Annotated in this window: 24 protein-coding genes, 1 other RNA gene and 1 riboswitch; of the genes, 12 read left to right on the top strand and 13 right to left on the bottom strand. The window is 73.6% G+C overall.

Annotated elements, in window-relative coordinates:
• Positions 1-2: 2 nt before the first annotated feature.
• A complete protein-coding gene (yaaA, locus tag ACPZVR_RS15070) occupies positions 3-782 on the bottom strand; it encodes a peroxide stress protein YaaA (RefSeq protein WP_436700420.1) in 780 nt (259 codons plus the stop codon).
• A 24-nt stretch (positions 783-806) separates the two neighbouring features.
• On the opposite strand from yaaA, the gene ACPZVR_RS15065 reads away from it, so the two are divergent.
• Together ACPZVR_RS15065 and cobU are read left to right on the top strand one after the other, a co-directional pair.
• Positions 807-2,240, top strand: a complete 1,434-nt coding sequence (locus tag ACPZVR_RS15065) for an RNB domain-containing ribonuclease (RefSeq protein ID WP_436700419.1) — start codon at positions 807-809, stop codon at positions 2,238-2,240.
• A gap of 7 nt (positions 2,241-2,247) precedes the next feature.
• Positions 2,248-2,769 (top strand): bifunctional adenosylcobinamide kinase/adenosylcobinamide-phosphate guanylyltransferase, encoded by a 522-nt coding sequence (cobU, locus tag ACPZVR_RS15060; RefSeq protein ID WP_436700418.1) that lies wholly within the window; start codon positions 2,248-2,250, stop codon positions 2,767-2,769.
• Between the two features lie 9 nt (positions 2,770-2,778).
• Here cobU and ACPZVR_RS15055 read toward each other — a convergent pair whose 3' ends face one another.
• On the bottom strand, positions 2,779-3,555 hold the full coding sequence (locus tag ACPZVR_RS15055; protein ID WP_436700417.1) for an adenosylcobinamide-GDP ribazoletransferase: 777 nt from the start codon (positions 3,553-3,555) through the stop codon (positions 2,779-2,781).
• Entirely contained in the window at positions 3,552-4,610 is a 1,059-nt protein-coding gene (cobT, locus tag ACPZVR_RS15050) for a nicotinate-nucleotide--dimethylbenzimidazole phosphoribosyltransferase (RefSeq protein WP_436700416.1), read from the bottom strand. Before cobT ends, ACPZVR_RS15055 begins: the two co-directional genes overlap by 4 nt.
• A gap of 261 nt (positions 4,611-4,871) precedes the next feature.
• On the opposite strand from cobT, the gene ACPZVR_RS15045 reads away from it, so the two are divergent.
• Entirely contained in the window at positions 4,872-5,387 is a 516-nt protein-coding gene (locus tag ACPZVR_RS15045; RefSeq protein WP_436700415.1) for a 2'-5' RNA ligase family protein, read from the top strand.
• A gap of 2 nt (positions 5,388-5,389) precedes the next feature.
• On the opposite strand, the gene ACPZVR_RS15040 is transcribed toward ACPZVR_RS15045, so the two are convergent.
• Complete coding sequence (locus ACPZVR_RS15040; protein WP_436700414.1) at positions 5,390-5,653, bottom strand: hypothetical protein; 264 nt, start codon at positions 5,651-5,653, stop codon at positions 5,390-5,392.
• Positions 5,654-5,692: 39 nt separating this feature from the next.
• Positions 5,693-6,007 (bottom strand): DMT family transporter, encoded by a 315-nt coding sequence (locus tag ACPZVR_RS15035; protein WP_436700413.1) that lies wholly within the window; start codon positions 6,005-6,007, stop codon positions 5,693-5,695.
• A 15-nt stretch (positions 6,008-6,022) separates the two neighbouring features.
• Positions 6,023-6,085: riboswitch (guanidine-III (ykkC-III) riboswitch) on the bottom strand.
• A gap of 200 nt (positions 6,086-6,285) precedes the next feature.
• On the opposite strand from ACPZVR_RS15035, the gene ACPZVR_RS15030 reads away from it, so the two are divergent.
• Positions 6,286-6,489 carry a cold-shock protein gene (locus ACPZVR_RS15030; RefSeq protein ID WP_436700412.1) on the top strand — a complete coding sequence of 68 codons (204 nt, stop codon included), beginning with the start codon at positions 6,286-6,288 and terminating at the stop codon, positions 6,487-6,489.
• Between the two features lie 86 nt (positions 6,490-6,575).
• On the opposite strand, the gene ACPZVR_RS15025 is transcribed toward ACPZVR_RS15030, so the two are convergent.
• Together ACPZVR_RS15025 and ACPZVR_RS15020 are read right to left on the bottom strand one after the other, a co-directional pair.
• Entirely contained in the window at positions 6,576-8,135 is a 1,560-nt protein-coding gene (locus ACPZVR_RS15025) for a multicopper oxidase family protein (RefSeq protein ID WP_436700411.1), read from the bottom strand.
• Between the two features lie 68 nt (positions 8,136-8,203).
• Positions 8,204-9,097 (bottom strand): hypothetical protein, encoded by an 894-nt coding sequence (locus ACPZVR_RS15020; RefSeq protein ID WP_436700410.1) that lies wholly within the window; start codon positions 9,095-9,097, stop codon positions 8,204-8,206.
• A gap of 143 nt (positions 9,098-9,240) precedes the next feature.
• On the opposite strand from ACPZVR_RS15020, the gene ACPZVR_RS15015 reads away from it, so the two are divergent.
• Entirely contained in the window at positions 9,241-9,792 is a 552-nt protein-coding gene (locus tag ACPZVR_RS15015; protein ID WP_436700409.1) for a glycine cleavage system transcriptional repressor, read from the top strand.
• A 106-nt stretch (positions 9,793-9,898) separates the two neighbouring features.
• Entirely contained in the window at positions 9,899-12,319 is a 2,421-nt protein-coding gene (locus ACPZVR_RS15010) for a GmrSD restriction endonuclease domain-containing protein (protein WP_436700408.1), read from the top strand.
• Between the two features lie 46 nt (positions 12,320-12,365).
• Here the strand turns inward: ACPZVR_RS15010 and rnpB are convergent.
• An RNA gene (gene rnpB / locus ACPZVR_RS15005) (RNase P RNA component class A) lies at positions 12,366-12,744 on the bottom strand.
• A gap of 51 nt (positions 12,745-12,795) precedes the next feature.
• On the opposite strand from rnpB, the gene ACPZVR_RS15000 reads away from it, so the two are divergent.
• Genes ACPZVR_RS15000 through ACPZVR_RS14990 form a run of 3 tightly spaced genes read left to right on the top strand, consistent with a single transcriptional unit; the run spans position 12,796 to position 13,738 of the window.
• The gene (locus ACPZVR_RS15000) at positions 12,796-13,218 is read left to right on the top strand and encodes a tetratricopeptide repeat protein (protein WP_436700407.1); all 423 of its coding nucleotides are present in this window, start codon (positions 12,796-12,798) and stop codon (positions 13,216-13,218) included.
• Between the two features lie 9 nt (positions 13,219-13,227).
• A complete protein-coding gene (locus tag ACPZVR_RS14995) occupies positions 13,228-13,422 on the top strand; it encodes a hypothetical protein (protein ID WP_436700406.1) in 195 nt (64 codons plus the stop codon).
• A gap of 37 nt (positions 13,423-13,459) precedes the next feature.
• Positions 13,460-13,738 (top strand): hypothetical protein, encoded by a 279-nt coding sequence (locus ACPZVR_RS14990; RefSeq protein WP_436700405.1) that lies wholly within the window; start codon positions 13,460-13,462, stop codon positions 13,736-13,738.
• 17 nt (positions 13,739-13,755) lie between these two features.
• On the opposite strand, the gene ACPZVR_RS14985 is transcribed toward ACPZVR_RS14990, so the two are convergent.
• Positions 13,756-15,000, bottom strand: a complete 1,245-nt coding sequence (locus ACPZVR_RS14985; protein ID WP_436700404.1) for an NADH:flavin oxidoreductase/NADH oxidase family protein — start codon at positions 14,998-15,000, stop codon at positions 13,756-13,758.
• A gap of 93 nt (positions 15,001-15,093) precedes the next feature.
• Between ACPZVR_RS14985 and ACPZVR_RS14980 the strand changes: the two genes are divergently transcribed.
• The 3 genes from ACPZVR_RS14980 (at position 15,094) to ACPZVR_RS14970 (ending at position 18,351) form a co-directional block, all read left to right on the top strand.
• Positions 15,094-15,669: an HhH-GPD-type base excision DNA repair protein gene (locus ACPZVR_RS14980; protein ID WP_436700403.1), complete on the top strand. Its 576-nt coding sequence runs from the start codon at positions 15,094-15,096 to the stop codon at positions 15,667-15,669.
• Between the two features lie 133 nt (positions 15,670-15,802).
• Positions 15,803-17,302 carry an RNA polymerase sigma factor gene (locus ACPZVR_RS14975; protein ID WP_436700402.1) on the top strand — a complete coding sequence of 500 codons (1,500 nt, stop codon included), beginning with the start codon at positions 15,803-15,805 and terminating at the stop codon, positions 17,300-17,302.
• Positions 17,303-17,319: 17 nt separating this feature from the next.
• Positions 17,320-18,351 (top strand): M28 family metallopeptidase, encoded by a 1,032-nt coding sequence (locus ACPZVR_RS14970; RefSeq protein WP_436700401.1) that lies wholly within the window; start codon positions 17,320-17,322, stop codon positions 18,349-18,351.
• Here the strand turns inward: ACPZVR_RS14970 and ACPZVR_RS14965 are convergent.
• The 4 genes from ACPZVR_RS14965 to ACPZVR_RS14950 are packed head-to-tail and all read right to left on the bottom strand — an operon-like array spanning position 18,340 to position 22,690.
• Positions 18,340-19,716 carry a CapA family protein gene (locus tag ACPZVR_RS14965; RefSeq protein WP_436700400.1) on the bottom strand — a complete coding sequence of 459 codons (1,377 nt, stop codon included), beginning with the start codon at positions 19,714-19,716 and terminating at the stop codon, positions 18,340-18,342. The two genes, ACPZVR_RS14970 and ACPZVR_RS14965, sit on opposite strands and share 12 nt — an antisense overlap.
• 36 nt (positions 19,717-19,752) lie before the next feature.
• Entirely contained in the window at positions 19,753-20,556 is an 804-nt protein-coding gene (locus ACPZVR_RS14960; protein WP_436700399.1) for an ABC transporter ATP-binding protein, read from the bottom strand.
• Positions 20,553-21,647 carry a FecCD family ABC transporter permease gene (locus tag ACPZVR_RS14955; protein ID WP_436700398.1) on the bottom strand — a complete coding sequence of 365 codons (1,095 nt, stop codon included), beginning with the start codon at positions 21,645-21,647 and terminating at the stop codon, positions 20,553-20,555. Before ACPZVR_RS14955 ends, ACPZVR_RS14960 begins: the two co-directional genes overlap by 4 nt.
• Positions 21,644-22,690, bottom strand: coding sequence for a FecCD family ABC transporter permease (locus ACPZVR_RS14950; protein ID WP_436700397.1), 1,047 nt, complete (start codon positions 22,688-22,690; stop codon positions 21,644-21,646). The genes ACPZVR_RS14955 and ACPZVR_RS14950 overlap by 4 nt, the downstream gene beginning before the upstream one ends.
• Positions 22,691-22,695: the final 5 nt, after the last annotated feature.

Here is a 22,695-nt window from a genome sequence, read left to right as displayed (position 1 = left end):
GATCACAGCTCGCTGACGACCACGTCGAGCTGGGTCCCGGACCTGCCCGGAGCCCCCACCTCGACGGTCCACCCGAGCCGGCGCAGCACGTCGGTCAGCGCCGTCGGCGTGCGGGGATCGGCGCCGTCCTCGAGCAGCGCCCGGACGATGCGGCCCTTGGTGGCCTTGTTGAAGTGGCTGACGACCTTGCGGACGCCGCCCTGCTCGTGCAGCACCCGCACGGTCGCGACGCGCGGCGCGAGGTCGGGGCCGGGTCTCCAGAAGCCCGCGTACATCCCGGAGCGCAGGTCCACGAGCAGGCCCCGGCCGAGGGCCTCGCCCATCACGTCCGGCAGCGCGTCGCGCCACACCGCGGCCACCGGCCCCAGGCGGGGGAGCGAGGCGTCGCCCGAGAGCCGGTACGCCGGGATCCGGTCGCCGAGACGCACCATCCCGAACAGGCTGGAGGCGACCGCGACCCGGGCGGTCGCGCGGCGCTTGGCCCCCGCCGACAGGGTGGTGACGTCGAGGGCGTCGTAGACGACGCCGGTGTAGATCCGGTCCGCCCGCGCGGTCGGTGCGGACAGCAGGCTCGCGTTGCGTTCGACCAGGTCGGCCTGCCCGGCCGACAGCCCCAGGACCTCGGCCGCCTTGGCCGGATCCTCGCGGCACAGCTCGACCAGCGCCTCCAGTACGTCGCGGCGCGCCTGGGTCAGCGCGGGGGACGACAGCGACGCGAGGTCGAGCGGCCGGCCCCGCCGGGGGACGGCCTTGCCCTCGCTCGGCGGCAACAGGATCAGCACGGCGCCAACGATAAGGTCCCTGACATGCCGAGCAATCTCGTGGTCCGGGTCAAGGCGAGCTCCCCGGAGATCCAGCAGGGGCTCCAGGCGATCGCGCGGGAGCTCGAGCTGCCCGGCGAGTTCCCGGCCGACGTGACCGCCGCGGCGGAGCGCGCCGCGGCCGCGGTGGCGCTCCCCGACCTGGACCGCACCGACCTGCCGTTCCTCACCATCGACCCCGAGGGCTCGATGGACCTCGACCAGGCCGTCCACATCGAGCGCGACGGCAGCGGCTTCGTCGTCCACTACGCGATCGCCGATGTCGCGGCGTTCGTGCGGCCCGGCGACCCCGTCGACGTCGAGGCCAACAAGCGCGGCGAGACGCTCTACGGCGCCGGCACCCGGATCCCGCTGCACCCGCCCGCGCTCTCCGAGGACGCCGCCTCGCTGCTGCCCGATCAGGTGCGCCCGGCGCTGCTCTGGACGATCCGACTCGACGGTGCGGGCGCGATGACCGACGTGCGCGTCGAACGGGCCCGGGTCCGCTCGACCGCACGCTGGTCCTATGTCGACGCCCAGCGGGCGCTCGACGACGGCACCGCCGGCGACGTGCTCGTGCTGCTCCGCGAGGTCGGCCGGCTGCGCGAGCAGCAGGAGGTCGCCCGCGGCGGCATCTCGCTGCCGCTGCCCGAGCAGGAGGTCGACGAGACCGACGGCAGCTTCCAGCTGGTGTTCCGCGAGCAGCTGCCCGTCGAGCTCTGGAACGCCCAGATCTCGCTGCTGACCGGCATGGGCGCGGCGTCGTTGATGGTCGGCGCGCAGGTCGGGATGCTGCGGACGCTGCCGCCGGCCGACCCCCGCGACGTCGCCCGGCTGCGCCGGGTGGCCAAGGGTCTGCGCATCTCCTGGCCGCCGGACCGCGACTACCCGGACTTCGTCCGCTCCCTGGACCCGACGCTGTCGCAGCACCAGGCGATGATCGTCGCCTGCACCCGCCTGCTGCGCGGCAGCGGGTACGCCTCCTTCGACGGAGAGCTGCCCGACCAGACGCGTCACTCGGCCATCGCCGCCGAGTACGCCCACGTCACCGCTCCGCTGCGCCGCCTCGGCGACCGGTACGCCGGCGAGGTCTGCGTCGCGATCTGCGCCGGGTCGCCCGTCCCCGACTGGGTGGCGGCCGCGCTGCCGGGGCTGCCCAAGACCCTGCAGGACTCCGCGCGCCGGGCCGGTTCCTACGAGCGCGCGGTCCTCGACCTGATCGAGGCCGCGGTGCTGGCCGACCGGATCGGCAGGGAGTTCGACGGCGTCGTCACCAGCGTCCGCGACGACGAGCGCACCACCGGCGTGGTGGTGCTCGCCGAGGTCGGCGTCGAGGCGCCGGTCACCTCCGCGCAGCCGCTCCCGCTCGGTGAGGACGTCACGGTCACCCTCGCCAGCGCCGACCTGGCGACCCGCAAGGTCGCCTTCACCCTCCCGTGAGCCGGCCGTGAGGGTCCTGGTCACCGGGGGCGTGCGCTCCGGCAAGTCCCGGCATGCCGAGTCCCTGCTCGCCGACGCACCCACGGTCACCTATGTCGCCGCCGGACCGGTCTACGACGACGCCGACTGGGCGGCGCGGATCGCGGCGCATCGCGCGCGCCGACCCGCCACCTGGTCCACCGCCGAGACGCGGGACGTCGCCGGGGTGATCGCCGCGGCCGACGCGCCGGTCCTCGTCGACTGCCTCGGCACCTGGCTCACCGGCGTGATCGACGACGCCGCCCTGTGGGACGCGGCGGTCGGCGAGGTCGAGGACCACGTGCGCGGGCGGCTCGACGCGCTGCTCGCCGCACTGACCGGGACGGCGCTGCCCGTGGTGCTCGTGACGAACGAGGTCGGCCTCGGCGTCGTACCCGAGCACCGGTCCGCGCGGCTGTTCCGCGACCTGCTCGGCGCGATCAACCAGCGGGTCGCGGCGGCCTGCGACGAGGTGCACCTGGTGGTCGCGGGGCGGGTCCTGCGACTGTGACGTGGGCGTCTACGCGCCCGCCAGTCCGATCAGGAGCACGGCCAGGGCCAGTTCGACGCCTGCGCCGAACACGTCGCCGGTCACCCCTCCGAAGCGGCGGACCGTGTGGGCCGTGAGCGCCGCGACGACCAGGGCGGCGACAGCCACGCTCACCGGTCCGCGCACCGGGTCCACCGCCATCGCGAGCGCGGCCAGGCCGGCCCAGCCCGCGACCGCGACCAGCACCGGCACCCGACGGGTGAAGGTGACGCCGAGCCCGTCCGCGCGGGCCGGGGGAGCCAGGCTGCAGGCGGTGATCCACAGCGCCGCGCGCGAGGCGCAGACGGCGGCGCCGGCGATGACCGCGGTGCGCAGCTCGCCGCCGAGGCCGACGAACCAGGTCAGTCCGGCGGCCTGGGCGCCGAGCACGAGGACGAGGGCGGCGACACCGGCCGGCCCCGCCGTACCGCTCTTCATGACAGCCAGCGACCGCTCCCGGTCGTAGGAGGCGGTGAGGCCGTCGGCGACGTCGGAGAGCCCGTCCAGATGCAGCGCGCGGCTGCCCGCGGCGAGCGCGGCGAGGGCCGCGAAGGCGACCGCGAGAGCGGGCAGGTCGAGCCGGCCGCCGGCCCACACCACGCCGCCCACCAGGGCGCCGAGGGGGAGGACGGCGAGGGGCGCGAGGAGCAGGGCGCCGGTCGCCACGCCCGGCGTGACCCGCAGGACCGCGGGCACCCGCAGCGCCGTCAGCATCCCGACCGACAGCCGCAGGCTCCGCCCGACGACGGCGACGCTCACTGGTCTCATGAGTCCTCGGGGGCCGGGGGCATCAGGTCGGCGAGCAGGGCGACATCGCGCAGCAGGGCCACCGCCGAGCGGAGGACCGGGACGGCCGCGACGGCACCGGAGCCCTCGCCCAGCCGCAGCCCCAGGTCGAGCACCGGCTCCAGGCCGAGCTTCTCCAGGGCCAGGGCCTGGGCGGGCTCCGTCGAACGGTGTCCCGCGGCGAACCAGGCGGCCGCGCCCGGCGCGATCCGCTCGGCGTACACGGCACACGCGACGGACATCAGCCCGTCGAGCAGGACGGGTACGCCGCGCTCCGCCGCCTGCACCAGGAAGCCGACGGTGGCCATCAGGTCGGCGCTGCTCAGGGCGGTGAGCGCGTCGAGGGGATCGCCGGCCTGGCTGTCGGCCCGGTCGCCCGCCCGGTCCAGCGCCTGCTGGACGAGCGCCTGCTTGCGGAGGAGCGCGGCGTCGTCGACCCCCGTCCCGCGGCCGGTGACGTCCGCGGCCGGCAGGCCCAGCGCCGCGGCCACCATCGCGGCCGCGGGCGTGGTGTTGCCGATGCCCATGTCGCCGGTCAGCAGCAGCTGCGCCCCCGCCGCGATCTCCTCGCGCGCGACCGCTCGGCCCACCTCGTAGGCCCGGGCGGCCTCGTCGGCCGAGAGCGCGTCCTCCAGGTGGATGGCACCGCTGCCGCGGCGTACCTTGTGCGCCCGGACCTCCGCGGGCACGCCGTCGAGGTCGTCGTCGACGCCGATGTCGAGCACCCGCACGTGGACGCCGTGGGCCGCGGCCAGTGCCGAGACCCCGGCCTTGCCGAGCACGAAGGTGCGCACCATCGCCGGCGTGATCGCCGGGGGATAGGCGGAGACGCCGTGCTGCGCGACGCCGTGGTCGCCGGCGAAGATCACGAGCCGCACGTCGTCCAGCGGCCGCGGCGGGACGGCGCCCTGCGCGGCCGCGATCCAGACGCCGAGCTCGCCGAGCCGGCCCAGGGCGCCCGCGGGCGTCGCCAACCCGGCGAGGCGCTCGGCTGCGGCGGAACGGGCGTCGGGGTCGGGTCCGGGGATCGCGCTCATGGTGCCGAACGCTACCGCCGGAGCGGAGCGCGGCGGCCCTGCGCTCAGGTGAAGAGCATCACCAGCGCGGCGGAGAGGGCCAGGAGCGTGAGGACGAGCACCAGGCCCGACCACTCGTGCTCGTCGGTGTCCTCCAGATCAGGCAGGTTCGCGGTCATGGTTCCCCCAGTGGCGCTGTCGGATCCTGGTCGCGGCCCGCGGGTGGTCGCGGTCCGAGGAGCCGGCGATGGCCGCACGCCCCCGCGCCATTAGGGTCCGCGTGTGGCCCACACCGTGCTCCTGGTCCCGGTACCCGCCCTGGAGGGCTACATCCGCGGCCGCTGGGAGCACTACGACCCGGCCTGGGTCTCCCGTGACCCGACCTTCACCCACGCCCACATCACCGCGCTGGCGCCGTTCCTACCGTCACCGACGCAGGCAGACCTGGACCGGGTCGCGGCGCTCGCCCGCGCCACGCCCGCCTTCGACTTCCGCCTCGACGAGGTGACGGCCTTCCCCGACGGACTCCTGCACGCCGTCCCCGAGCCGGCCGCGCCGTTCGCGGCGCTGACCGCGCGCCTGTGGCGGGAGTTCCCCGCCTGCCCGCCGTACGCGGGCGAGTTCGCGGAGGTCGTCCCGCACCTGACCCTGGACCGGGTCGGGCCGGGGGTCTCGCTCGCCTCGGTGGTCGCTGACCTCGCCGGGCAGCTGCCGGTGCGCGCCCGCGCCGAGCGGCTCGAGCTGCACCGGTACGCCGAGGGCGACTGCCGGGTGCTGGCCGGCTGGCCGCTCGGCTGATCTCAGCGGGGCGGTCCGGCGATCCGGTCCCGCAGCCAGGTCGTCGTCCCCGCGGGCAGGCCCTTGAGCTTGGGCCGCTCGGCGAGCGGCGCCACGAGGAGCGCCGAGCCCTCGGGCAGCGCCCACTTCAGCTCGTGGTAGACCCGGGACAGGCTCTGCGTGCTCTCGACCAGGGTGAGCTCGTCGGTGAGCCGGAGCAGCTCCGTCCACGGGCCTCGCACGTCCGCGGGCACCACCGCGGCGGACCAGGCGAGGAAGACGGCCATGTCGCGAGCGGTACCCCGCGACCTGGCCGGGAACCCCGATCAGTGGGCCAGCTTGAGCCCGATCACGCAGCCGATCAGGCCGAGCAGCAGCAGGATCCGCAGCACGCTCACCGGCTCGTCGCCGCTCACCATGGCGATCACCACGGTGAGTGCGGCGCCGATCCCCACCCAGACGGCGTAGGCCGTCCCGACCGGCAGGGTGCGCATGGCGTAGCCGAGGCCCACCATGCTCGCGACCAGCGCCACGAGGAACACCGCGGACGGGGCGATCTTGCTGAACCCCTCGGACCGCGACAGGGCCGTCGCCCAGACCGCCTCGAGCACTCCGGACACCGTCAGCACCAACCACGCCACGACAACCACACCTCTCGCGGCCGTCTTGTCGCGCTCCGGGTACGGCTCCATCGTCCGGCAGTCGGTTTCCGACTGTGTCGAGATCCTAGACGTACGGCGATGCGGTGCTAGGGTTGGCGTCGTTGAAGTGGTTCCCCCCGGGGAGCCTTCTGCAGCCACAGTGGATGCAGTTCATCTTGTGCTCTTGGTCTTCGGTTTCAGCTGGGCATCAGGCAAGACGGATGTCTTCAGCACCAAGCCCGACACGTCGTCGGGTGACGAACACCAAGGAGAGAAACATGGCTCAGGGCACCGTCAAGTGGTTCAACAGCGAGAAGGGCTTCGGCTTCATCGCCCCGGCCGACGGCACCCCGGACGTCTTCGTCCACTTCTCGGCCATCCAGGGCACCGGCTACAAGTCCCTGGACGAGAACCAGCAGGTCGAGTTCGACGTCACCCAGGGCCCGAAGGGCCCGCAGGCGGAGAACGTCCGCGCGCTCTGACGGACACCGTCTGACGCTTCGACAGGCCCCCGGCACCGTTGGTGCCGGGGGCCTGTCTCGTCCGCGCCTCAGAGCGACCGGCGCTCTCAGCGGATCTCGTAGTTCGCCATCATCCCCATGTCCTCGTGCTCGAGGTTGTGGCAGTGCAGCAGGTAGCGGCCGCGGTAGGAGTCGAACCGGGTGATGATCCGGCGCCGGTCGTTGATGCCGAGGCTGACGACGTCCTTCCACGCGAGCGGACCGTCGTCGTCGAGCACCTGGAAGTGGCAGTTGTGGACGTGGACGGGATGGTGCTGGTCGGTGGTGAACTCCCAGATCTCGATGTCGCCCTGCCGCGGGTCCGCGGCGACGCGGTCCGCGTCGAACATGTGATGGCTGATCCGGAAGGTCGGCCCGTCCGCGGTCGGGACCTTGCTGAAGGCGAACGAGCGTGTGCGTACGGCGTCCGCCGGGTCGAGGCGCTCGACGGTGCTGAGCCGCGGCGGTGGCCCCCAGGCCGGCCGGGCGTCGGGGCCGGTGATGCGGAACTCGACGAGCTCGGTGGTGCCGGTGCCCCCGGCCAGGTTCCGCAGGCGGACCGTCGAGCCGACCGGGTAGCCGGAGAGGTCGAGGACGACGTCGATGCGCTCGGCGGGCGCGAGCACGAAGCTGCGCACGGGTCGCGGGTGGCTCATCAGGCCGCCGTCGGTGCCGATCATCGTGAAGGGCTCGCCGGAGGGAGGCGGCCGGTCGACGCCGATCCGGTAGTGGCGGGCGTTGCTGACGACGGCGATCCGCAGCCGGTAGGTGCCCTGGCGGACCTCGTGGAAGGGCGCGTGGACCCCGTTGACGAGCACCGTGTCACCCAGGACGCCGTTGGCGAACTCGGCCAGCACGCCCGGTGTGGTCGCCAGGTCGGGGTCCAGTGACGGGTAGAGGAACCGGCCGTCCGGCCCGAACGACCGGTCGCACAGGAGCAGCGGGATCTCGTGGTCGCCGTCGGGCAGGTCGAGCGCGGCCTCCTCGTCGTCGCGGTGCACGTGCAGGCCGACCAGGCCCTGCCACACCTGCGGGCCGCTGAAGTCCATCCGGTGGTCGTGGTACCAGAGCAGGCCCGCGCGCTGGTCGAGCGGATAGACGTAGTCGAACGTGCCGTGGTGCACCCGGCCGCCCGGGTGCAGGTGGTGCGGGCCGCCGGAGTGCGGCGCGCCGTGGGGGAGGACGTAGTCCAGGGGATAGCCGTCGGACTCCGGCGGGGTGTGTCCGCCGTGCAGATGGCGCACGGTCGGCACCGGCAGCTCGTTGCGCAGCCGCACTCGGACGCTCCGCCCACGACGGCTCTCGAACAGCGGCCCGGGGAAGATGCCGTCGTAGCCCCACACCGGCGTGTCGACGTCGTCCAGGATCCGCGCCGTCCCGTTGCGGGCGGTCAGCTCGTAGACGTCCTCGGTCGCGGTGGCGGCGACCGGCCGGAGCGGAGCGGGCACCGGGAGTGGCCGCGCGTACGGCGTGGGCCGGGTCCGCAGGCTCCTCAGCACCGCCCCCAGTTGACCGGGCTCCCGCCCGGCCTCGTAGGCGACCTGCGGTCCGGAGCCGGGCGGACGCCGGGCCGGCTCCGCGCCGTCGTCGCAGCCGGTCAGCGCGAGCAGCGGAGGCCCCGCGGCCACGCCGCCGACCGCACGAAGCAGTCGGCGGCGGGTCCATCCGCGCGCGGCCCCGGCCGCGAGGTCGCCGGTCAGCTGACCGTCACCTCGTGGGCCATGCCGACGGAGTAGTGCCAGATCGGGCCGTCGGCGCCCATCTTCGGCTGGGCGTCGGGTCCCGTGCCGTCCATGACCGGGATGTGGCACAGCACGACGTACCGTCCCGCGCTGAGGTCGACGTTCGTGGCTGCTGTCGCGCCCGGCGCGGTCACGGTGGCCGCGACGATGTCGGCGGCCTGGGCCATGGCCTCGTCGTCGAGCTGCAGCAGGTCGTCCATCGTGCCGGAGTAGGAGTCCTTCACCTTCATGACGAGGGCCTCGTGGAAGTCCTCGCCCTCGTTGGTGAGCTGGAAGCTCGTCCGCCCGGAAGGCAGGCTGTCGGGCAGGCCCATGTAGGCCATCTCGGGCTGACCGTCGCCAGTCGCCGCCGGCGTCTCGTGGGCCATGAAGTCGACCGGTGCGTACCCGCACAGCGTCCGACCCGCCGCGGCGGGGGCGAGCATGGAGCCGAGCAGGCTCTCGTCCTCGAGCAGCTTCTGGTTGCCCGTCTGGACCACCTCGTCGACGGTCTCGACGACGGTGGTCGCGGCGGCCTGCTCCTCTCCGGCGAGGCCGGCGGCGATGCCCCGGTAGACGTCGGCGACCTGGGTCAGCTCCTCGTCGGTGGGGCCGTCCTCGCCCGAGCCGCCGAGGTCGAGCAGTGCCGTGGCAGCGTCGAGCAGGCTGTCGCAGGCGGCCTGCTGCTCCGCGGTCAGGGTCGGCTCGACGGTGGCGGTGGCGGTCGGCGTCGCCGCGTCCTCGGCCGCCGGCTCGTCGTCGGAGGAGCTGCAGGCGGTGAGCCCGGCGGCCAGGACGGCCGCCGTCGTCAGCGCGAGCAGGGAGCGAGACAGCGGGGGACGACGCCGCGCAGGCGTGATGTCAGTCATGGCCCGAGCCTCGGCGGCCCGGTGGCCCGGGCGTCAGGTCCGTTGGTCACGACTTTCCGGGACAGGAGGGCGACCCGGGTCCGCACCCCGTCGCGTCGAGCTGAGGTCGGCGTTCGACCGCGTGCGTCTCGTAGTCTGCGCTCATGGCGACCTTCACGCTCACCTGCATCGGCGACGACCGGCCCGGGCTCGTGTCCGACCTGTCGGCGCCGATCCACGCGCACGGTGCGAGCTGGAACCGCAGCCAGATGGCACGACTGGGCGGCAAGTTCGCCGGGATCCTGCTGCTCGACGTCCCCGACGCCAAGGCCGATGACCTGGTCGCCGCGCTGAGCGCCCTCGACGACGTCGGGCTCCACGTGACGCTCGAGCGGACCGACGTACCCGTCAACGAACCGGCGCTGCGCATCAACCTCGAGCTGCTGGGCGCGGACCGGGCCGGCATCGTCGCGGAGATCTCCGCCGCTCTCGCCGGCAGGGGAGTCAGCATCGAGGAGCTGGTCACCGACGTGCGCGAGGCGCCGATGGCCGGGGGCAGGCTGTTCGAGGCGACGGCCGTCCTCGGAGCCTCCGCCACCACGAGCACCGACGACCTGCGCGCGATGCTCGAAGCGCTCGCCGACGAGCTGATGGTGGAGATCCACCTCTCGGACGCCACGGGCCCCGGCCCGGCGGCGTCGTCGTCCTCCGCCTAGCCGCTGCGGGACTGCGTCCGCCGGTACTCTCAACGGGCCGCCGCGTACGTCGCCGAAATGGCCGAACCGCTGAGACGCCGACGCGCTGCTCAATAGTCTGCGGTCCGTGAAGACCGACGTGCTCACGCCGCAGGCCGTGTTCTATCTCCCTCAGCACCTCGTCGTGCCCCTGTTCCAGCGTCCGTACGTCTGGGACGAGGCCGATCAGTGGCTGCCGCTGTGGCAGGACATCGCGCGGCTCGCGGAGCTGCGGCTCAGGGACCCGTACACCCAGCCGTCCCACTTCCTCGGTGCGGTGGTGCTGCAGGCGGTCGACGGTCAGCACGGAGCGGTGCCGGCGAAGAACGTCATCGACGGTCAGCAGCGGCTCACGACGCTGCAGCTGTTCATCGACGCCTCGGCGGCGGTGTTCGAGAGCAGGGGGTTCGACGGGCTCGCCGACCAGTTCGGTGACCTGACGCACAACAGGGCCTATGGAGGGGTGGTCCAGGCAAGTCTCAAGCTGGCGCACTCGAACCAGGACGGCGCGGCGTTCCGTGAGGTGATGAACGCGGAGGCGCCGGTCGACCATGCCACTCTCAAGCACGCCGGCTCGCGCATCACCCGGGCGCACGCCTTCTTCGCGGCGCGGGTCGACCAGTGGCTGGGCGCGGGGGACGAGGTGCGGTCCCGGGCGGATGCGCTCGCGCAGGCGGTGAGCCAGGGACTGCAGGTCGTCGTCATCGATCTGCAGGCGCAGGAGAACTCCCAGGAGATCTTCGAGACGCTCAACGCCCGTGGCACGCCGCTGACCGCCGCTGACCTGATCAAGAACTTCGTGTTCCAGCGGTTGGAGGCGGAAGGCGCCGACACGCAGCGTGCCTACGCCGAGGACTGGCCCTTCGAGGCCACATTCTGGGAGCAGGAGGTCAGCGTCGGCCGCTACACCATGAGCCGCGGATCGCTGTTCTTGAGCCAGTGGCTCGGCAGCCGGCTGGGGGAGGAGGTGAGCCCGCGACAGACCTTCATCCGGTTCAAGACGTACGTCGACTACGAGGCCGGCTCGAAGATGGGCGAGCTGCTCCTGGCGATCAAGGAGCAGGCCGGGCTCTATCGCACCTGGACGGAGCATGCGGCCGACAGCTCGCGGATCCTCACCCGTCCGGAGCTCGCCTTCTATCGGATGAGCGCCGGCGGGGTCGAGGTGCTCAAGCCCGCGATCATCTGGCTGTACGACCCGGCGCGGGACATCCCTTCCGAGGTGGCCGACGACGTCCTCGCGATGCTCGAGTCCTGGGTCGTCCGCCGCCAGCTGCTGCGCCTCACGTCAGCGGATCTCGGCCGCATCGTGGCCGAGATCATCAAGTCCAACCGCACGACGCCGGTCGCGGAGCTGGTCGACAGCGTGCGCCACCACCTGTCCCGGCTGAACGTGAACTCCAACTACTGGCCGGGAGACGCGGAGGTCCGGTCCCACCTCGCGACGGAGCAGTCGTACCGCCGCTATCCCCGCAGCCGCATGCGGACCTACCTCGAGGCTGTCGAGGACCACCTGCGATCCCGCCACGGCAGCCCCCAGGTCCCGCGCCTCGGCTACCACGTCGAGCACGTGATGCCGCAGAAGTGGGAGACGCACTGGGCGGTCGAGGGGCTCGAAGCGGAGCTCGCGCGAGGGGAGCACGTGCACCGGCTGGGCAACCTGACCCTTCTCACCGCGAGTCTCAACGCCACCGTCTCCAACGGTCCCTGGAGCAGCAAGAAGGAGCACGTCGTCGCCAACGACGTCTTCCTCCTCAACCGCCACTTCCGTGACGCCGACTGCTGGGACGAGGCCTCGATCGACGAGCGCACGGAGGTGCTGACGGAGCTCCTGTTGGAGGTCTGGCCCGTGCCGGCGGGGCACACCGGCGCCATCAGCGACGGCTCGACCAAGGTGAACGCCTGGGTCGAGGTCAAGCACCTCGTCGCAGCGGGTCTGCTGCCCGCCGGCACCGTCCTGCATTCGCGACCCGGGCAGTGGGAGGGGCGCCGTGCGACGGTGCTGGCGGACGGACAGGTCGAGTTCGAGGGCACGACCTACAAGAGCCCGTCCAGCGCCGGCTATCACGCCAAGGGCGGTCGCGGAGCCAACGGGTGGAATTTCTGGGTGCTGGAGGACGGGCGTCGCCTCGGCGACGTCCGGGCGCAGTACCGCGGGGACAAGGCCGACCGGCCTGCTGGCTTCGACTGGTCGATCCTCCACGAGATCCTCGAGGCGCTGCCTCCGGGCAGGTGGACCTCGTACCGGGACCTCGCGGACGCCGTCGGGACGGCTCCGCAACCCCTCGGCGCCCACCTGTCCAAGTGCACCCAATGCGCGAACGCCTGGCGGGTCCTCTCCTCCGAGGGCCGGATCGCCCCCGGCTTCCAGTGGTCGGACCCAGACGACGCCCGCGACCCCGCGGACCTGCTGAGCGAGGAGGGGGTGACGCTCGTCGCCGGTGTCGCGGCCGCTGACCAGCGGCTGGACAGCGAGGCGCTGGCGCTGCTGATCGCGGAGGGGGAGTAGCGGGCCGCCCCGAGGCTGAAGGGCGTACGACGACCCCGGCGAGGGAGGGACGGGCTGGCCTGTAAGCCGGGTTCTGTCCCCTGTCGCCAAGGGGGCGACCATCCATCTAGGACTGCCGTTGCCGACAGCCTCCAGCGACCTACCCGCACACTCGGACGAGCCGCCCTCGAACGTGTGCTGTCTGGTCTTGCTCCGGGTGGGGTTTGCCTAGCTGCGCCGGTCGCCCGGCGCACTGGTGGGCTCTTGCCCCACCGTTTCACCCTTACCGCGCCCCTCGGGAGGGGTGCGGCGGTCTGTTCTCTGTGGCACTGTCCCGCGGGTCACCCCGGGTGGGTGTTACCCACCACCCTGCTCTGTGGAGCCCGGACTTTCCTCGGGATCCGACGCCTCGCGGCGATGGATCACGCGGTCGCCCGGCCAGCCCGTCCAACGGAACTGTACGGAATGTCCCGCACCGTTCGACAGTTGAGGCCGACATGAACGAGATGCCCGAGATCAAGGTGCTGCCGCCCATCCTGTTCCCGGGTACGACGGCACGGCACGAGGTCGCCTACCGCACCGCCCACGACTTCCTCTCCCGCCGGGCTCCGCGCGAGGCGCTCGAGGTGCTGGAGCCGGCGCTGGAGAAGGAGCCGGACAACCGGGGGCTGCGGTCGCTGCGGGCGTGGGCCTACCTGATGCGGGCCCAGCTGCAGAAGGCGACCGACGAGCTGACCGGCCTGGTGGCCGACGACCCGGCCGACGCGTGGAGCCGGCACGCGCTCGGCCGCGCGCTGGAGCGCCAGGCGAGGTACGCCGACGCGCTGCCCCACCTGCGGCTGGCGGCGGCGATGACCGGCGATCCGGAGCACGAGTACGACGTGCTGCGGGTCGAGCGGCTGGCGGGTCGCCTGGAGTAGGTTCGGGCCATGGCCGCGGACGACGAGTACTGGTTCTGCCTGACCCACCACCGGGTCGAGGGCGTCGAGGGCTGTCCCAACAAGGACCGTCTCGGCCCCTATCCCACCGAGGCCGAGGCGGCCCGCGCGCTGGAGAGGGCCGCGGAGCGCACCGAGGCGTGGGACGAGGATCCCGCCTGGAACGACGACGTCGAGGACCAGTAGTCCATTGGTGTTCTCGCGCCGCCGCCGGATCCGTCCGGTGGCGATCGACCCTGCCACCGGTGAGCGGATCTCGCCGTGGCCGTTCGTCGGCTTGGTGCTGCTGGTCTCGTCGTTCTTCCTGTACGCCGCCGCGGGACTCCTCGCGCCGGCGTGGGCGGTCGTCGTCCTGCTGCTGACCTGGCTGGTCATGTTCGTGCTGTGCTTCGTCTGGTGGAGCTCGCACCCCAAGCGCACGGTCGTGCTCGGGATCCTCTCGTTCGTCTGGTGGTGGGTGGCCGTGACGGCGGGAGGCATCTTCCTCGACTGGACGGCCTGACCCCCGGTCCGACGGCGTCAGCCGCGCTGGGCCCGGAACGCGCCTGGACCGTTGCGCAGACCCAGCCACAGCGCCGCCTCGGCCCACGACCGGCCCGGGTCGGGCTCCTTGCCGGCCCCCAGTCGGTGCAGCTGGTCGGTGTGCCAGGACAGGTCGAGCGCCCCGTCGAGCTGCTTGAGGTCCGCCACCTTGCCGAGCACCGGCCGCAGGCCGGCGCGCACCCGCGCGCTGGGCAGGGTCGCGAGGCCGTCGCGCAGGATCGCGTGCGGAGCGTCGGGGAGGAGGCAGGTGGGGCGGCCCAGGCCGACGATGTCGCAGTCGCCCGAGGAGACGGCGGCCTCCATGGCCGCGGTGGACCGGAAGCCACCCGTCACGGCGATGGGTACGTCGCCGGCGAGATCACGCACCGATGCGGCGTACTCCAGGAAGTAGGCCTCGCGGGCGGCGGTCGAGGCGCGCATCGTCCCCATCATCGCGGGTGCCTCGTAGGAGCCGCCGCTGATCTCGATCAGGTCGATGCCATCGGCGACGAGCGCGCCCACGACGTCGCGCGACTCCTCCTCGGTGAACCCGCCGCGCTGGAAGTCCGCGGAGTTGAGCTTGATCCCGACCGCGAAGCCGCGCGAGGTCGCCGCGCGGATCGCGCGCAGCACCTCGAGCACGAACCGTCGGCGGCGCTCGGGGTCGCCGCCCCACGCGTCGTCGCGCCGGTTGGTCCGCGGGGAGAGGAACTGGGTGACGAGGTACCCGTGCGCGCCGTGGATCTGCACGCCCGCGAAGCCGGCCCGCTCCGCGACCGCCGCCGCGGCGGCGTACCGGTCGACGATCTCGCGGATCTCCGCGTCCGCCAGCGCACGCGGCCGCACCGCACCCGGCACCTTCGCCTGGATCGCACTCGGCGCGACCGGTCGGCTGCGGCCGACGAGCGCGTTGGCCTGGCGGCCCGGGTGGTTGACCTGCATCCACAGCGGGGTGCCGCCGTCCTGGAACCCGGAGGCCCACGCGCGCAGCCGGTCGAGGTGGCGGTCGTCCTCGATGACCACGTTGCCGGGCTCGCCGAGGTGGCGCCGGTCGACCATCACGTTCCCGGTCACGACGAGCCCGTACCCCCCGTCGGCCCAGCGGCGGTAGAGCCGCTCGAGCCGCTCGGACGGGCCGCCGTCGCGGTCGCCGAGGGACTCGCTCAGCGCGGACTTCATGAACCGGTTGGCGAGCCTCTGCCCGTGGGGCAGCGCGATCGGGGAGCCGAGGTGCGCGGTCATGGCGCGCAACCTAGCCGGTCCGACCCCGTCACGTCGCCGGTCCGGGGGCCGATGCGGGCGGAGCACGTTCCGCCGGTGGGGCAGGATGTCCCCATGGCGATCCACATCACCGACGACCCGGCGGCCGACGAGCTGCTGAGCTCCAACCCGTTCGCGCTGCTCGTCGGGATGATGCTCGACCAGCAGTACCCGATGGAGCACGCCTTCCTGGGCCCGCAGAAGGTGATCGGGCGGTTCGGCAGCTTCGACCCGGCGGCGATCGCGGCGGCGGACCCCGAGGAGTTCGCGGCGCTGTGCTCCACGACGCCGGCGATCCACCGGTTCCCGGGGTCGATGGCGGCCCGGCTGCAGGAGCTCGCGCGGATCGTGGTCGAGGAGTACGACGGGCACGCGGAGCGGATCTGGACCGAGGCCGCCGACGGCAAGGATCTGATGAAGCGGCTCCAGGCGCTGCCGGGGTTCGGTGCGCAGAAGGCGAAGATCTTCGTCGCGCTCGTGGCCAAGCAGCTCGGCGTGCGCCCGGCCGGGTGGGAGAAGGTGGCCGGCGACTACGCCCTGGAGGGCTTCCGGTCGGTCGCCGACGTGGTCGACCCGGTGTCGCTGCAGAAGGTGCGCGACCACAAGAAGGAGATGAAGGCCGCCGCGAAGGCCAAGGCGGCCGGTTCCTGAGCGGATCCTGAGCCGACACTGAGCCGGTGCTGAGCCCCGATGCGCGGGCGGCTGGGGACGCCGTGGCAGAATGACGGAAGCGGTCTTGACACCTCCGGTCTTTGCCGCGCCCTAGAACCATCAGCATCGAGAGGTGTTCGTGTCTTCGAGCCATCGTTCGGTCCCACCCGCACTGCTCAGCCACCCGTCGATCGCGGCCCTGATCGAGCGCGCCGCGCCGGTGGGTCGCGTCGCGGCGGAGGATCTCCGCCAGGCGTTCGCCGCCGCTGAGGTCGCTCCGGCCCAGCTGAAGGCCCTGATGGCCCACCTGTCGGGCCTCGGCATCTCGGTCGAGCTCGGCTCGCCGGTCGACCAGCGTGCCGTCGCGGCGGCGGCGCGCAAGCCGGCGTCCGCCACGGCGACGACCGCCAAGAAGGCCCCGGCGCCGGCGCCCAAGCCGCCGGCACCGAAGCCGGCGGCCGCGAAGAAGGCCGCGCCCGCCCCGGCGGCGAAGGCTCCCGCGCCGAAGGCGGCCCCGGCCGGCTCCGGCGAGGCCGAGGCGGCCGCGGTCGGCCCCGACGGCAAGAAGATCCTCCCGGACATCTCCGACGAGCAGTTCGAGAAGGACATCGCCGCCGACCCCACCATCAAGGAGGACGAGGAGGAGGCCAGCGCCACGTCCTCGTTCGTCGTGTCGGCCGCCGACGAGACCGACGAGCCTGCCCAGCAGGTCATGGTCGCCGGCGCGACCGCCGACCCGGTCAAGGACTACCTCAAGCAGATCGGCAAGGTGCCGCTCCTCAACGCCGAGATGGAGGTCGAGCTCGCCAAGCGGATCGAGGCGGGCCTGTTCTCCGACGAGAAGCTCGCCAAGGGCGGCAAGCTCTCGCCGAAGGTCACCGAGGAGCTCGAGTGGATCGCTGAGGACGGCCGCCGCGCCAAGAACCACCTGCTCGAGGCCAACCTGCGTCTCGTCGTCTCGCTCGCCAAGCGCTACACCGGTCGCGGCATGCTCTTCTTGGACCTCATCCAGGAAGGCAACCTCGGCCTGATCCGCGCGGTCGAGAAGTTCGACTACACCAAGGGCTACAAGTTCTCGACCTACGCGACCTGGTGGATCCGGCAGGCGATCACCCGCGCCATGGCCGACCAGGCGCGGACGATCCGCATCCCGGTCCACATGGTCGAGGTCATCAACAAGCTCGCCCGGGTCCAGCGCCAGATGCTGCAGGACCTCGGCCGCGAGCCCACCCCGGAGGAGCTCGCCAAGGAGCTCGACATGACCCCGGAGAAGGTCGTCGAGGTCCAGAAGTACGGCCGCGAGCCGATCTCGCTGCACACCCCGCTGGGCGAGGACGGCGACTCGGAGTTCGGTGACCTGATCGAGGACTCCGAGGCGATCGTCCCGGCCGACGCGGTCAGCTTCACGCTGCTGCAGGAGCAGCTGCACGCCGTCCTCGACACGCTGTCCGAGCGCGAGGCCGGCGTGGTCTCGATGCGCTTCGGGCTCACCGACGGCCAGCCGAAGACGCTCGACGAGATCGGCAAGGTCTACGGCGTCACGCGCGAGCGGATCCGCCAGATCGAGTCCAAGACGATGTCGAAGCTGCGGCACCCGTCGCGCTCGCAGGTCCTGCGCGACTACCTCGACTGAGTCCATCCGGCGCGAGCGTGTCGCAGGTCGTGCTCGCCGCCCGGGCGCTCGCTCCGCTCGGCCCGCGGGCAGCGCACGACGCGCTTCGCGCGTGCGCCACGCTGCCGCGCACGGCGGGGACGCTGGTCGTCCTCGCCGTGCTCGCAGCGGGCTGCGGCGGGCCGTCCGGCCCGCTGCCGGCCCCGTCGGTCACGCCCTCGGTCTCACCGGCGCCGTCGTCCGCGGCCTCACCCTCGGCGTCGTCCACCGCGCCGGCCCGCCCGGGCACCTTCGACGCCGCGACGGCCCAGGCCGCAGTGCGCCACCTCGCCGTCCGGATCGGGCCGCGCCTGGCCACCGGGCCGGCCTTCCGGCATGCCGCCGACTGGGCGGCGGCCGAGCTGAGCGCCGCCGGCTATGTCGTACGCCGCCAGCGCTTCGCCGTCCCGGCCGGCGACTCGTGGGGCGTGCCGGTGGCCGCGGGCCACAGCCAGAACGTCGTCGCCGCCCCGCCCGGATTCGATCCCACCCGCCCGCACCTCGTCCTGGGCGCGCACCTCGACACGGTCGCCCGATCGCCGGGCGCGGAGGACAACGCGTCCGGCGTGGGCGTGCTGCTGGCGCTCGCCCGCACCGACCTCAGGGCCCGGCTCCCGGTGCTCCTGGTGCTGTTCGGCGCCGAGGAGCCGCGTGGCCCCGGCGACGACGACCATCACTACGGCTCGCGGCACTACGTGGCCCGGCTGGAGGCGGCCGAGCGGCGCGCGGTGCGCGGGATGCTCGCGCTCGACCGCGTCGGCGTCGGCAGCACCGTCCCGGTCGGCAGCGCGACCGCCGCGCCGCCGACCGCGCTGGTGCGGGCGGCCCGGCGGGCCGGCGTGCCGCACACCGCGGAGACCGGGCAGCGCTCCAGCGACCACTGGTCCTTCGTGCGGGCCGGACTGCCGGGGCTGCGGGTCGGCAGCACCCCGTACGCCGGCTACCACGACCCCGGCGACCTCCCCGGACTCGTCGACGTCGACCAGCTCGACCGGGTGGGCCGGCTGGTGCTGGCCTGGCTACGGGGCTGAGCGCCGGAACGGCCCGCCGCCGTGGCGCCAGACGTCGCCCAGGATGTCCGCGGCGAGCCGGCCATCGGCGGGGCGCGGCGCGAATTCGTCGTCCATCGCGTAGGGGACCAGCCGGAACCCCTTGAGCTCGCTGCCCCAGAACACCGCCTCGAGGAGGACGCCCTGCCGGGTCTGGGTCATGAAGTCCATGTCGAACACGAAGTTGCCCAGGGAGTGCGCGACCAGGGTGCCGTCGTACCACTGCAGGCCCTGCACCCAGTGGGGGTGGCCGCCGACGACCAGGTCGGCGCCCGCACCCGCGAGCCGGCGCGCGACCCGGGACTGGATCGGCTCCGCGATGTGGGTGTACTGGGTGCCCCAGTGGGGGAGCACCACGACGACATCGGCCTGCCGGTCGAGCCGGCGGACCAGGCGCTCGACGTAGGCGAGGTCGCGCTCGACGAGCGGTCCGGTCCGCGGTGGCATCCGGACCGACAGCGCGCCCGGCCGCCCGCGCGTGGCGCGAGGCGTCTCGCCGATGGCGTTGAAGCCCAGGAAGGCGAACCGCACGCCGTTGCGCTCGGCGACGTACGCCGTGCCGGCGGCGGCCCGGTCGCGCCCCGCCCCGAACGCCCGGACCGGCCCGTCGGCGAGGAGGTCCAGCGTCGCGAGCAGCGCGCGCTTGCCGAAGTCGCCGGCGTGGTTGTTGGCGAGGGAGACGGCGTCGAAGCCGGCGTCGGCGAGCCCGGCGAGGACGTCGGGCGGCGCGGCGAACGAGTCGTCTCCCTGGCGCGGCGCGCCGTCGTCGGACAGGGTGCTCTCGAGCGTGCCCACGGTCAGGTCCGCGGAGCGGAGCCGTCGCTGCAGCGGCCGCAACGGCAGGCTCGGGTCGCCGGCGGCGGCCGCCCGCGCGGCCACCCGGCGCCCCAGCATCACGTCGCCGACGACGCTCAGCGTCGTCACCGGCGGCGGTGGCGTCCCGACGACCAGCAGCGGATAGTCCGCCGGTCGCCGGAGCGGGTCGACGCCGCCCACGCGTGCGGGGCGCACCGTGGCATCGAGCGCGGACGCGGGGAGCACCGCCACGGCGTCCGGATCCCGCCGTACCTCCCGCACGCTCGCGACGATGCGCAGCGGCCGGCCGGTCCCGTCCAGCGTCCGCCAGGTGTCCACCTCGCCCGCCACGACCGCCCGCGCCTCGGCGAGGGTCAGCCGGGGAGCCGGCCGGGTGGCGTGGACGGCGACGACCAGCGGCTCCTGTGCCGACCCGTCGGTGCGCGGCGTGGTCGGTGCTGTCGGTGTGGTCGGCGTGGTCGGTGTGGTGCAGCCGAGGACCAGCCCGGCGACGACGCCGCCGAGCCCGAGTGCGGCGCCGCGCCGGGTCACCGCGGCATCATCTCAGCCTGGAGCCGGGACTTCGGATCAGTCGCCGGCGGGCACGATCATCGGCGAGCCAGCCACCGGGTCCGGGACGACGACGCACGGCAGGCCGAACGCCGCCTCGACCACATCCGCGGTGACGACCTCGGCGGGCGGGCCCTCGGCGAGGATCCGGCCCGCGGCCATCACGACGAGATGATCGCTGTAGCGGCAGGCGAGGTTGAGGTCGTGCAGCACCGTGACGATCGTGCGCCCGGTCGCCCGGTTCAGCGAGCGCAACAGCCGCAGCAGGTCGACCTGATGACTGATGTCGAGGTAGGTCGTCGGCTCGTCGAGCAGCAGGAGGTCGGTCTCCTGCGCGAGCGCCATCGCGATCCAGACCCGTTGGCGCTGGCCGCCGGACAGCGCGTGCAGCGGCCGGTCGACGAGCTCGACGGTGTCGGTGGCGGCGAGCGCGTCCGCGACCGCCGTCTCGTCGCGGGCGCTCCACTGGCGGAACCAGCCCTGGTGCGGGTGGCGTCCCCGCGCGACCAGGTCGGCCACGGTGATGCCGTCGGGCGCCACCGGGGTCTGGGGGAGCAGTCCCAGGATCCGCGCGACCTCGCGCGAGCCCCGGTCCAGGATGGGTGTCCCGTCGAGCAGTACCTCACCCGTGGACGGGCGCAGGAGGCGGGCCAGCCCGCGCAGCAGCGTCGACTTGCCGCAGGCGTTCGCGCCGACGATGGCCGTGACCCGGCCGTCCAGGACGTCCAGGTCGAGGCCGTCGACGACCACCCGGTCGTCGTACCCCAGGGACAGCTCGCGGGCGGCCAGCCGAGGGGTGGCGGTGGGCTCGGTCAGGGTCATCCGCCCATTCCTCTCCGGTTGGTGGTGGCGATCAGCCACAGCAGGTAGGGCGCGCCGACGGCGCCGGTGACCACGCCGGTCGGCACCTCGACGGGCAGGAGGTGTTGGGCGACGTAGTCCGCCACGAGGCAGAGGATCGCGCCGACGGCGCCGGCGGCGACGATGCCGCCGCGAGCGCTGCCGAGCAGCCGGTCGGCGACCGGTCCGGCGACCAGCGCGACGAAGGCGATCGGGCCCGCGACGGCGGTGGCCAGCGAGGTGAGGAGGACGCCGACGGCGATGAGCGCGAGCCGGGTGGGCTCGATCCGCACGCCCAGACCGCGGGCGGTGTCGTCGCCCATCTCGATGCTGCGCAGCATCCGCTGGAGCACCGGCACGAACGGGAGGAGCACGATCAGCGCCACCAGCAGCACGTCGTTCTCCGCGTCGCCGGCCTGCCCGATGGACCCGGTCAGCCAGTGCAGTGCGGCGCGGGCCTCGGTCAGCGACGTCCGGGTGAGCAGGTAGCCCACGACACCGGTGCAGAAGGCGGCGGTGCCGATGCCGATCAGCACGAAGCGGTAGCCGGTGATGCCGTCGCGCCAGGCGAGGAGGTACATGGCCGCCGCGGTCACCACGCCGCCGACGAACGCGAGCGCGGGAAGGCTGGCACCGGCGAAGGCCGGGACCGCGATGCCCGCAACCGCGGCGACGCTCGCGCCGGCGGAGATGCCGACGAAGTCCGGTGAGGCCAGCGGGTTGCGCAGCAGCTGCTGGAAGATGGTGCCCGCGGCGCCGAGCGCCAGCCCGACGCACAGCGCGGCCTTGACCTGCGGCCCCGCCAGGTCGTGCACGATGAAGTCGACGGCGCCGTTCTCCCGGATCCCGAGCAGCGAGCCGAGCACCTGGTCGAGACTCAGCCGCACGGAGCCGAAGCACAGCGTGAGCAGGGCCAGCAGCGCCGCGATCGCGAGCAGGACCGCCGGTACGGCGAGCGCGCGGGTCCGCCGACGGCGGCGGGTCTCGCGCAGGGCTCCCCGCGCGCCGGCGGTGCGGTCCTCCTCGCGGGGGCGGGTGGCGGCGGCCGGCGCGGCCGCGGTCGGTGTGTTCACAGCTCCGCCAGCCGGGCGTAGCGGACGAGGAGGATGAAGAAGGGGGCACCGAGGATGCCGAGCACGACACCGACCTGCAGCTCGCCGGTGCCCCCGAGCACACGGCCGAGGATGTCGGCTCCGAGCAGCAGCAGAGCACCGAGAACCATGGCGTAGGGGAGCACCCACCGGTAGTCGGGACCGCACAGGAAGCGCGCGACGTGGGGCACCACGAGGCCGACGAACACGATCGGCCCGCAGGCGGCGGTCGCCGCGCCGCACAGCAGGCCGACGACCAGGAAGAGGGCGATGCGGGTGCGGCCGAGGGAGACCCCGAGTCCGCGCGCGGCGTCGTCGCCGAGGGCGAGCGCGTTGAGCCAGCGACCGCACATCAGCGCGCCGACGACGCCGGCGGCCAGGAACGGCGCGACCCCGGTCACGATCGGGGCGTAGCGGCCGGCCAGCGAGCCGACCTGCCAGAACCGGTACTGCTGCTGCGCGCTGAGGTCCGTGAGGAGCAGCCCGGTGGTCACGGCCGTCAGTCCGGCGGTGATGGCCGCACCAGCCAGAGCCATCTTGACCGGAGTCGCGCCGTCGCGACCGAGCGAGCCGACGGCGTACACGAGGGCGGTCGCGGCGAGGGCGCCGAGGAAGGCCGCGGCGACGTGGAACCCGAGGCCGCTGACCCCCAGCAGCGTGATCGAGCCGACGACGGCGAACGCCGCGCCCGCGTTGACGCCCATGATGCCGGGGTCGGCGAGGGCGTTGCGGGTCAGGCCCTGGAGCAGGGTGCCGGCGAGGCCGAGGGCCGCGCCGACGAGCAGGCCCAGGATGGTGCGGGGGACGCGCAAGCGCACCGTCACGGTGTCGTCGACGGAGGAGGACCCGGTGAAGTGCCCGAACGCGTCGACGACGTCGCGCAGCGCGATGTCGCGGGAGCCCTGGGTGACGCTGAGGAAGGCCAGGACCGGGACGAGCGCCGCCAGCAGCACGAGGCCGACGGCGAGCCCGGAGGCCCGCCGTCGGCGCGGTGCCGCTGTCGCGGCGACAGTTGCTGCGGACACCCGCT

The sequence above is a fragment of the Nocardioides segetis genome (assembly GCF_051390595.1).
Lineage (GTDB): Bacteria > Actinomycetota > Actinomycetes > Propionibacteriales > Nocardioidaceae > Nocardioides.
This window is presented reverse-complemented; position numbering and strand designations above follow the sequence as displayed.

Bases quoted from the DNA above. Each gene is read 5' to 3' on its own strand.
- ACPZVR_RS15040 (WP_436700414.1), bottom strand. From the start codon at position 5,653: ATGGCCGTCTTCCTCGCCTGGTCCGCCGCGGTGGTGCCCGCGGACGTG.
- ACPZVR_RS14980 (WP_436700403.1), top strand. From the start codon at position 15,094: ATGGCGATCCACATCACCGACGACCCGGCGGCCGACGAGCTGCTGAGC.
- ACPZVR_RS14995 (WP_436700406.1), top strand. From the start codon at position 13,228: ATGGCCGCGGACGACGAGTACTGGTTCTGCCTGACCCACCACCGGGTC.
- ACPZVR_RS15055 (WP_436700417.1), bottom strand. From the start codon at position 3,555: ATGAGACCAGTGAGCGTCGCCGTCGTCGGGCGGAGCCTGCGGCTGTCG.
- cobT (WP_436700416.1), bottom strand. From the start codon at position 4,610: ATGAGCGCGATCCCCGGACCCGACCCCGACGCCCGTTCCGCCGCAGCC.
- ACPZVR_RS15020 (WP_436700410.1), bottom strand. From the start codon at position 9,097: ATGACTGACATCACGCCTGCGCGGCGTCGTCCCCCGCTGTCTCGCTCC.
- ACPZVR_RS15030 (WP_436700412.1), top strand. From the start codon at position 6,286: ATGGCTCAGGGCACCGTCAAGTGGTTCAACAGCGAGAAGGGCTTCGGC.
- ACPZVR_RS15000 (WP_436700407.1), top strand. From the start codon at position 12,796: ATGAACGAGATGCCCGAGATCAAGGTGCTGCCGCCCATCCTGTTCCCG.
- ACPZVR_RS14985 (WP_436700404.1), bottom strand. From the start codon at position 15,000: ATGACCGCGCACCTCGGCTCCCCGATCGCGCTGCCCCACGGGCAGAGG.
- ACPZVR_RS15015 (WP_436700409.1), top strand. From the start codon at position 9,241: ATGGCGACCTTCACGCTCACCTGCATCGGCGACGACCGGCCCGGGCTC.
- ACPZVR_RS15065 (WP_436700419.1), top strand. From the start codon at position 807: ATGCCGAGCAATCTCGTGGTCCGGGTCAAGGCGAGCTCCCCGGAGATC.
- ACPZVR_RS14960 (WP_436700399.1), bottom strand. From the start codon at position 20,556: ATGACCCTGACCGAGCCCACCGCCACCCCTCGGCTGGCCGCCCGCGAG.